Genomic DNA, 6154 nt, shown 5'->3' with positions numbered 1-6154 from the left:
CTCTTGCACGGCGGTGGCCGCGCTGCGCCCGTTGCCGCCACGCACTTGCGCCGCCCAGGCCTGCGCCTTGGCGTTCATGTCGCGCCACCGATCCATGCGCGCGGCCGAATTCGAAAACAGATGGTCCAGATCGCTGCCGTTGGTTTGACGGTTCATCATGGTGTACCCCTGGCGTTGCAAGGCGCAAAGCGCCCCGCAAATACGGAGAAAACGAAAGAAGACGGAGAAAGAGGCGGGCGTCTGGATGGGCGGCTTTCTCAGGAAAGCAGCATGATCACGATCATTCCCCAAATGGTCAGCAAGGTGTTGCCGACCGCGTAGGTGACCGTATAGCCCAGCCCCGGGACTTGGCTCTTGGCGGCTTCGCACACCATGCCGAGCGCGGCGGTGGTGGTGCGCGCGCCGGCGCAGATGCCCAGGATCAGCGCCGGATGAAAGCGAAACACAAATTTGGCCAACAACATGCCGACGACCAGCGGTACGGCCGTGGCGAAAATGCCCCACAGGAACAGGCTGATGCCCAGTTTCTGCAGGCCCGCCACAAAACCCGGCCCGGCGGATATGCCGACCACGGCAATAAACACGTTCAGCCCCACCGAATTCATGAACCACAGCGTGGGCTCGGGGATGCGTCCAAAGGTGGGATGAATGGCGCGAAACCAGCCGAACACAATGCCCGCGATCAACGCGCCACCCGCCGTGGACAGCGTCAGCGGGATGCCGCCCACATTGATCACGATCGCGCCGATCAGCGCGCCGGCGGTAATGGCCAGCGATACGAACGCCACATCGGTCACTGTTGTGGGCCGATCCACATAGCCCAATTCTTTCGCGGTGATATTGATGTCTTGCGTGCGCCCGACCACGGTAATGACGTCGCCCCGGTAGAGCTGCGTTTTGGGCAACACGGGAATTTGCGTTTCGGTTGGGCCGCGCCGGATCTTTTTAAGAAACACGCCGCGTGCGCCCGGCCACCGGGCCAATTCCTCCAGCCGTTTGCCGTCCACCTTTTTGTTCGAGACGTAAATATCCACGCCTTCGGTCTTGATGTTGAGCAGCTCGGGGTCTTCGACTTCGCGCCCGCTGGGGCCCAGCCGCAGAATCATCTGATCGCGCTTGCCGCCGATGACCACCACGTCGCCCGCCTGGATAAGCGTGGCCTGGTCCACTTCCATGATGTCGCCGTCACGCCGTATGCGTTCGATGAACGCGCGCACGCCTTCCCGGGTGCCGGCTTCAAGTTCGCCGACTGATTTGCCGATGAATGGGCTTTCGGGCGCCACGGAATAGGCCCGCATCTCGAATTCGTGCCATTCGGTGGCGCCTTGCGCGGCCTCGCCCGCGCCCAGCATTTTTTCGTATTCCTTACAGGCCGCCACCAGATCGATGCCCAACAGCTTCGGGCCGATCTGCGCCAGGATGATGGCCGAGCCGACCGTGCCGAAAATGTAGGTCACCGCGTAGGCGATGGGCATGGCGTCCAGCAAGGCCTGGGTTTCTTCCGGCGACCGGCCCAGGCGGTTGATTGCGTCGGTGGCCAGCCCCATCGATGCCGAGATGGTTTGCGAGCCGGCCAGCAAGCCGGCCGCCGAGCCCAGGTCATACCCGGCAATGATCGCGGCGACGGCCGCGGCGCCTAGGGAAAGCAGCGCCATGACCACGGCAAAGATGGCCTGCGGCAGCCCGTCCTTGGCGATCCCCCGCACAAACTGCGGGCCGACCCCGTAGCCGACCGCGAACAGGAACATCAGGAAGAACACGGATTTGACGTTGGGCGAGATCTTCACACCCAGGATGCCGATGACGATGGCGACCAGCAAGGTCGCGGTCACTGCCCCAAGGCTGAATCCCTTGAAGCTTTTTCCCCCGATCCAGTAACCGATACCCAGTGCCAGGAAAATGGCGATTTCCGGATAAGCCTTAAGCGTAGAAACGAACCAGTCCATGGTCTTCTCCTCGAAGGGGCCACTCGATGATCTTGCTTCGTACAAACGCGGGCATACTGGCCTGCTGCGCTGCGACGGACGCGGCGGCGGGCACATCGGGCCAATCTAATCGGGGGAAAAAACAGGCGCCATACTCAAATTTGGGTATGGCGCGGGCGGGGCAGCGGGGGGGCGTTGTTGCGGGGCGGTCGGCGCGGGCGGCCGGGCGGCGCGAGGCGCGTGCGACGCTTGTGGGTTACTTCACCACGTAGTTGTTGGCTTCGGCTTCACCCGACCATTTGCGCAACGCCGCGATGAATTCCGGGCACACGTTGCCGTCCACGCTGGTGCTGGTAATGATGCTGTTTTCCATGCGCATCAGCACAGTGCATTCATACACGCGGGTGCGGTTTTGATAGTGGCCGGTGCTGTTGGTTTGAAAAACAGGCGTGGCGGCGGAGGTGTTGGTGGCGGGAATCATGCCCACCACTTGCTGGCTTGTGCCCGTGGTGACCCACTCCGTGTAGGGCGCCGCCTGGTAGTCGGACCATTCCAGTTCCATCGTGTTGCCTACAGCGCGCTTTTTAGACGGCTCGCCCAGGGCGGCGATGGCGTCATTGATGGACCGGCCCTCCATGTTCTTGGCCACGTTCACGCTGGGCGAGAACGACAGGCCCGACTTGAACACATTGCCCAGGGACGGCAAGCCCGAGCTACCGCCATCAGGCATGGGCGCGCAGCCCGACAAGCCCAGGGCGGCGGCAATCAGGGTGGCCGGCAACAGCAGCGTTTTGCGGCGGGTCGAGCAATGCAAGGGCGACGTCATGGTGGGCGGTCGGTGTTCCGTGGCAAAGGGTCCGGTCGGCCTGTGATGCCGGCGGGGATCGGGGGATAACGCAGTCTGATTGTTTCTCTTCGTGACAGGCGGCCGGGCGATGCGGGCAGGGCATCAAGCCGACGACGCCGTGCCAAGCATCGATACACGTAAGAAAAGTCCGACATTTTTACCGGAAAACGGGGCCAGCAATCTCATCACGGTATGTGAAATTTGTTACTCAATATGCCTGGAAGGCGGCAAATCAGGGGGACGGAGCCCTCGCGCTTCTTGCTAACATCGTCCCCGCTACGCTTCCGCATTCCTCTCTTTCATTGACCATGACGATGATGCCTGCCCGCTTTCACCCCCTGATCCGCGCTGCATTCGCCGCTATCGCCTTGCTGGCCGGTTTGGCTGTAAGCCCCGCGTACGCCGACAAGCAGTTTGGCGGCGTCGCCACCGATGGCAGTCACGACAAAACGTACTGGACCCTGCCCGAGGCGTCGCAAAAAGACGCCGAGGCTTCGTCGCTGGCCGAGTGCCGGCGCCAGGGCGGCAAAGACTGCAAGAAGTTGAACTGGTTTTCGGACAGCTGCCTGGCCTATGCGCGCAACTCGCGCCAGGACCTGTTTCCGGGCAACAGCGTGTCGTCCGAACTGGCCGCCAAGAAAGCCATGCGCCGCTGCACGGCGGGCAGCCCCGACGGCAAGTGCCGCCTGGTGTCGCTGCCGTACTGCGTGGGCCCCGGCTACAGCGCCGCCGACCTGCAAGGCGCCAAGCGCGCCAAGCCCGCCGATGTGGAAGCGTTGTCGGCCAAGGTCAATGACCGCCAATACTGGGGCGCCGTGGCCGAAGGCGCCGACGGCGGCCTGGTCTATTCGGACGGCTACCCGAAAGAAGACGACGCGGTCTCGACGCTGCTCAAGTGGGAAGAATGCAAGGACTGCCGCAAGGTGCTGACCTATAAGGACACCTGCGTCGGCATGGCTTGGGTGAAGGGCAGCGAAGGGCGCGGCACGCGCTTCACGGCGCTGAACCCCGACCCCGTTGCCGCGCGCGAGCAAGCGCGCAAGGAGTGCTCGGCCAAGACCGGCGCGCCGGCCTGCGTGGCAATGCTGCGCTGCTCGGGACGCGCCTACATCGACGGCTACCCGGGCGAAGACGTGAAGCCGAAGTAAGCAGCCTGCCCAAAGTCAGACATTACTTATCCAGCCACGGCGCTTCCTTCCACAGCTTCTGGAATTCCGCCTCGCCGTTCGTCAGTTCGCCGGCATAGTCGGCGGGCGGCAGGTAGCGCAAGGGGGCGAACATTTCTTTCGCCTTGGCCTGGAACGCCGGATCATCGACCGTGCGCTTGACGGCGTCCGTCAGCTTCTCGCGCACCTCGGGCGGCAAGCCCTTCGGCGCCGCCAGGCCGCGCAGCGACGCCAGTTCAAAGTCATACCCTTGTTCCTTGAAAGTCGGCACGTCGGGCAGCGCGGCGGATCGCGTCTTGCCCATCTGCCCCAGGAACCGCAGCGGCGTGCCGCCTTTCTGGTACTGCAAGGCCTCGCCCACGTTGATGGCGCCGATCGTGATTTCGCCACTGGCCAACGCGCCACGCACTTCGCCCGCGCCCTTGTACGGAATGTGGCTCAGCTTCGTGCCCGACGCTCGCTCAAAGCGCAGCATGGCCAGGTGGTCGTCGGATCCCGTGCCCGTCGTGCCCACGGTGACCTTGCCCGGGTTTTTCTTGGCGTAGGCCAACAGGTCCGCCAACGTTTTCAGCTCGTTATCGTTGCGCACGGTAAAGGCGCCCGGGTCATCGATCAAATTGCCCAACAGGTCATAGCTTTGCCACGTGAAGCTGGACTTGCGTTCGATGGGGATGGTCAGCAGATTCGGCGTGTTGATAAAGCCGATGGTGTAGCCGTCCGGTTGCGCGCGGGCCAGTTCGGTAAAGCCGATGGCGCCGCCCGCGCCGGGGCGGTTCAGCACCACGATGCGCGCATCGTTGCCCAGGTACTTTTGAAGGAACGGCGCCATCATGCGCGCCACCAGGTCCGTGCCGCCGCCGGGGCCGTACGACACGATCAGATTGATGGGGTGTTCGGGGTAGCCGGCCGCTTGTGCGCCGGCCGAGTACAAGGTGGCGCCGGACAGCAGGGCGATGGACGCCGCCAGCGCGCGCAAGGTGCGGCGCTTGTTGTGGGGATATTGCATGGTGTCTCCTCTTGGGGTGGGTCGGCGGCTTGATGCCGCACTGTGTTTTTCAACGCCGCGCACGGTGTTTTTTCATATGCCGCGCACGGCGGGGTGCTACGACTGCAAGGCGGCAATCCGCGCGGCCGCTACCGGCCACACCTCGGGGTTGACCAGTTGCGGCGGACGCTCGCCGCGCAGCATGGCCGTCAATTGCTGCGCGGAAGACCGCGCCACATTGCGACGGGCCTCGTGCGTGACGCCGGCGGTATGAAAGGTGGCAACCACGTTCGGCAGCGCCAGCAGCGGCGCATCGCGCGGGGGCGGCTCTTGCTGCCAGACGTCCAGGCCCGCGCCGCGCAGGTGGCCGCCACGCAGCGCGTCGTACAGCGCGGCCTCGTCGTGGATGCCGCCGCGCGCGGTGGATACGAACACTGCCTCCGGCTTCATGGCGGCAAAGGCGCGGGCATCGATCATGCCGCGCGTCGACGCGTCCAGCGGGCAGTGCAGCGACACGACGTCGGCCTGGGCCAGCAGGTCGGGCAGGGACACCGGTTCCGCGCCGCGTGCACGGATGGTGTCGGCGTCCAGCAGCGGATCATGCGCAATGACGCGCATGCCGAATCCTTGCGCAATGCGTGCCACCCGCGAGCCGATCTGGCCGATACCCACCAGCCCGATCACCGTGCCGTGAATTTCGTGGCCCATCAGATCCTCGCGCGAGAATCCGGTGTCGTGGCGCAGGCGTTGGTGCGATTCGACCACGCGGCGCTGCACGGCCAGCAGCAGCGCATAGGTATGCTCGGCCACCGAAGCGGCGTTGCCGCCCGCCTGGTTCACCACGGCAATGCCCGCTGCCGTGCAGGCGGGCACGTCCACGGTGTCGTAGCCGGCGCCGCCGGACGACACGCAAACCAGATCAGGGCATTGCGCAATCAGCTCCGCGTTGACGAACCATTGGCGCGGCAGTTCGTCCTTGGCGGCCGACACATGGTAGGCGTGGGCCGTGCGCAGGCTCGCCAGCGTGCGGGCGTCATCGCCGTGCGCGGGCAGCACCGATAAGGCTATGCCGGGTTCGGCGCCGACGATCTCGTCGAAGATCGGGTTCAGCCACAGGTCAAGGCGACACAGGCGTTTGGGGAAGTCTTGCGAGGGGGTACCGATATGCGGCATTGCACCTGGTCTCCGGTGGGCGGTCATCGTTTGAGGCGACTCTACGCGTGCGGACACC

At 64.5% G+C, this 6154-nt stretch carries 5 protein-coding genes; 1 reads left to right on the top strand and 4 read right to left on the bottom strand.

Features of this window, described 5'->3' with window-relative positions; genetic code table 11:
- Positions 1-257: 257 nt before the first annotated feature.
- Together aspT and AC6LJY_RS26250 are read right to left on the bottom strand one after the other, a co-directional pair.
- On the bottom strand, positions 258-1946 hold the full coding sequence (gene aspT, locus AC6LJY_RS26255) for an aspartate-alanine antiporter (RefSeq protein WP_046807913.1): 1689 nt from the start codon (positions 1944-1946) through the stop codon (positions 258-260).
- A gap of 235 nt (positions 1947-2181) precedes the next feature.
- Entirely contained in the window at positions 2182-2751 is a 570-nt protein-coding gene (locus AC6LJY_RS26250) for a hypothetical protein (RefSeq protein ID WP_046807940.1), read from the bottom strand.
- Between the two features lie 329 nt (positions 2752-3080).
- Here AC6LJY_RS26250 and AC6LJY_RS26245 point away from each other — a divergent pair, with 329 nt between their 5' ends.
- A complete protein-coding gene (locus AC6LJY_RS26245; protein ID WP_498137124.1) occupies positions 3081-3920 on the top strand; it encodes a DUF4189 domain-containing protein in 840 nt (279 codons plus the stop codon).
- A 22-nt stretch (positions 3921-3942) separates the two neighbouring features.
- On the opposite strand, the gene AC6LJY_RS26240 is transcribed toward AC6LJY_RS26245, so the two are convergent.
- Together AC6LJY_RS26240 and AC6LJY_RS26235 are read right to left on the bottom strand one after the other, a co-directional pair.
- Positions 3943-4944 (bottom strand): Bug family tripartite tricarboxylate transporter substrate binding protein, encoded by a 1002-nt coding sequence (locus AC6LJY_RS26240; protein WP_120155867.1) that lies wholly within the window; start codon positions 4942-4944, stop codon positions 3943-3945.
- A gap of 96 nt (positions 4945-5040) precedes the next feature.
- Positions 5041-6096: a hydroxyacid dehydrogenase gene (locus AC6LJY_RS26235; RefSeq protein ID WP_046807943.1), complete on the bottom strand. Its 1056-nt coding sequence runs from the start codon at positions 6094-6096 to the stop codon at positions 5041-5043.
- Between the last annotated feature and the right edge of the window lie 58 nt (positions 6097-6154).

The sequence above is a fragment of the Achromobacter sp. RT286_PF genome (assembly GCF_059760425.1).
The sequence above is the reverse complement of the archived record's forward strand: the minus strand, read 5'-3'. Positions and strand labels throughout refer to the sequence as shown.

Coding starts and splice junctions, on each gene's coding strand:
- aspT (WP_046807913.1), bottom strand. CDS start 1,946: ATGGACTGGTTCGTTTCTACGCTTAAGGCTTATCCGGAAATCGCCATT.
- AC6LJY_RS26250 (WP_046807940.1), bottom strand. CDS start 2,751: ATGACGTCGCCCTTGCATTGCTCGACCCGCCGCAAAACGCTGCTGTTG.
- AC6LJY_RS26245 (WP_498137124.1), top strand. CDS start 3,081: ATGACGATGATGCCTGCCCGCTTTCACCCCCTGATCCGCGCTGCATTC.
- AC6LJY_RS26240 (WP_120155867.1), bottom strand. CDS start 4,944: ATGCAATATCCCCACAACAAGCGCCGCACCTTGCGCGCGCTGGCGGCG.
- AC6LJY_RS26235 (WP_046807943.1), bottom strand. CDS start 6,096: ATGCCGCATATCGGTACCCCCTCGCAAGACTTCCCCAAACGCCTGTGT.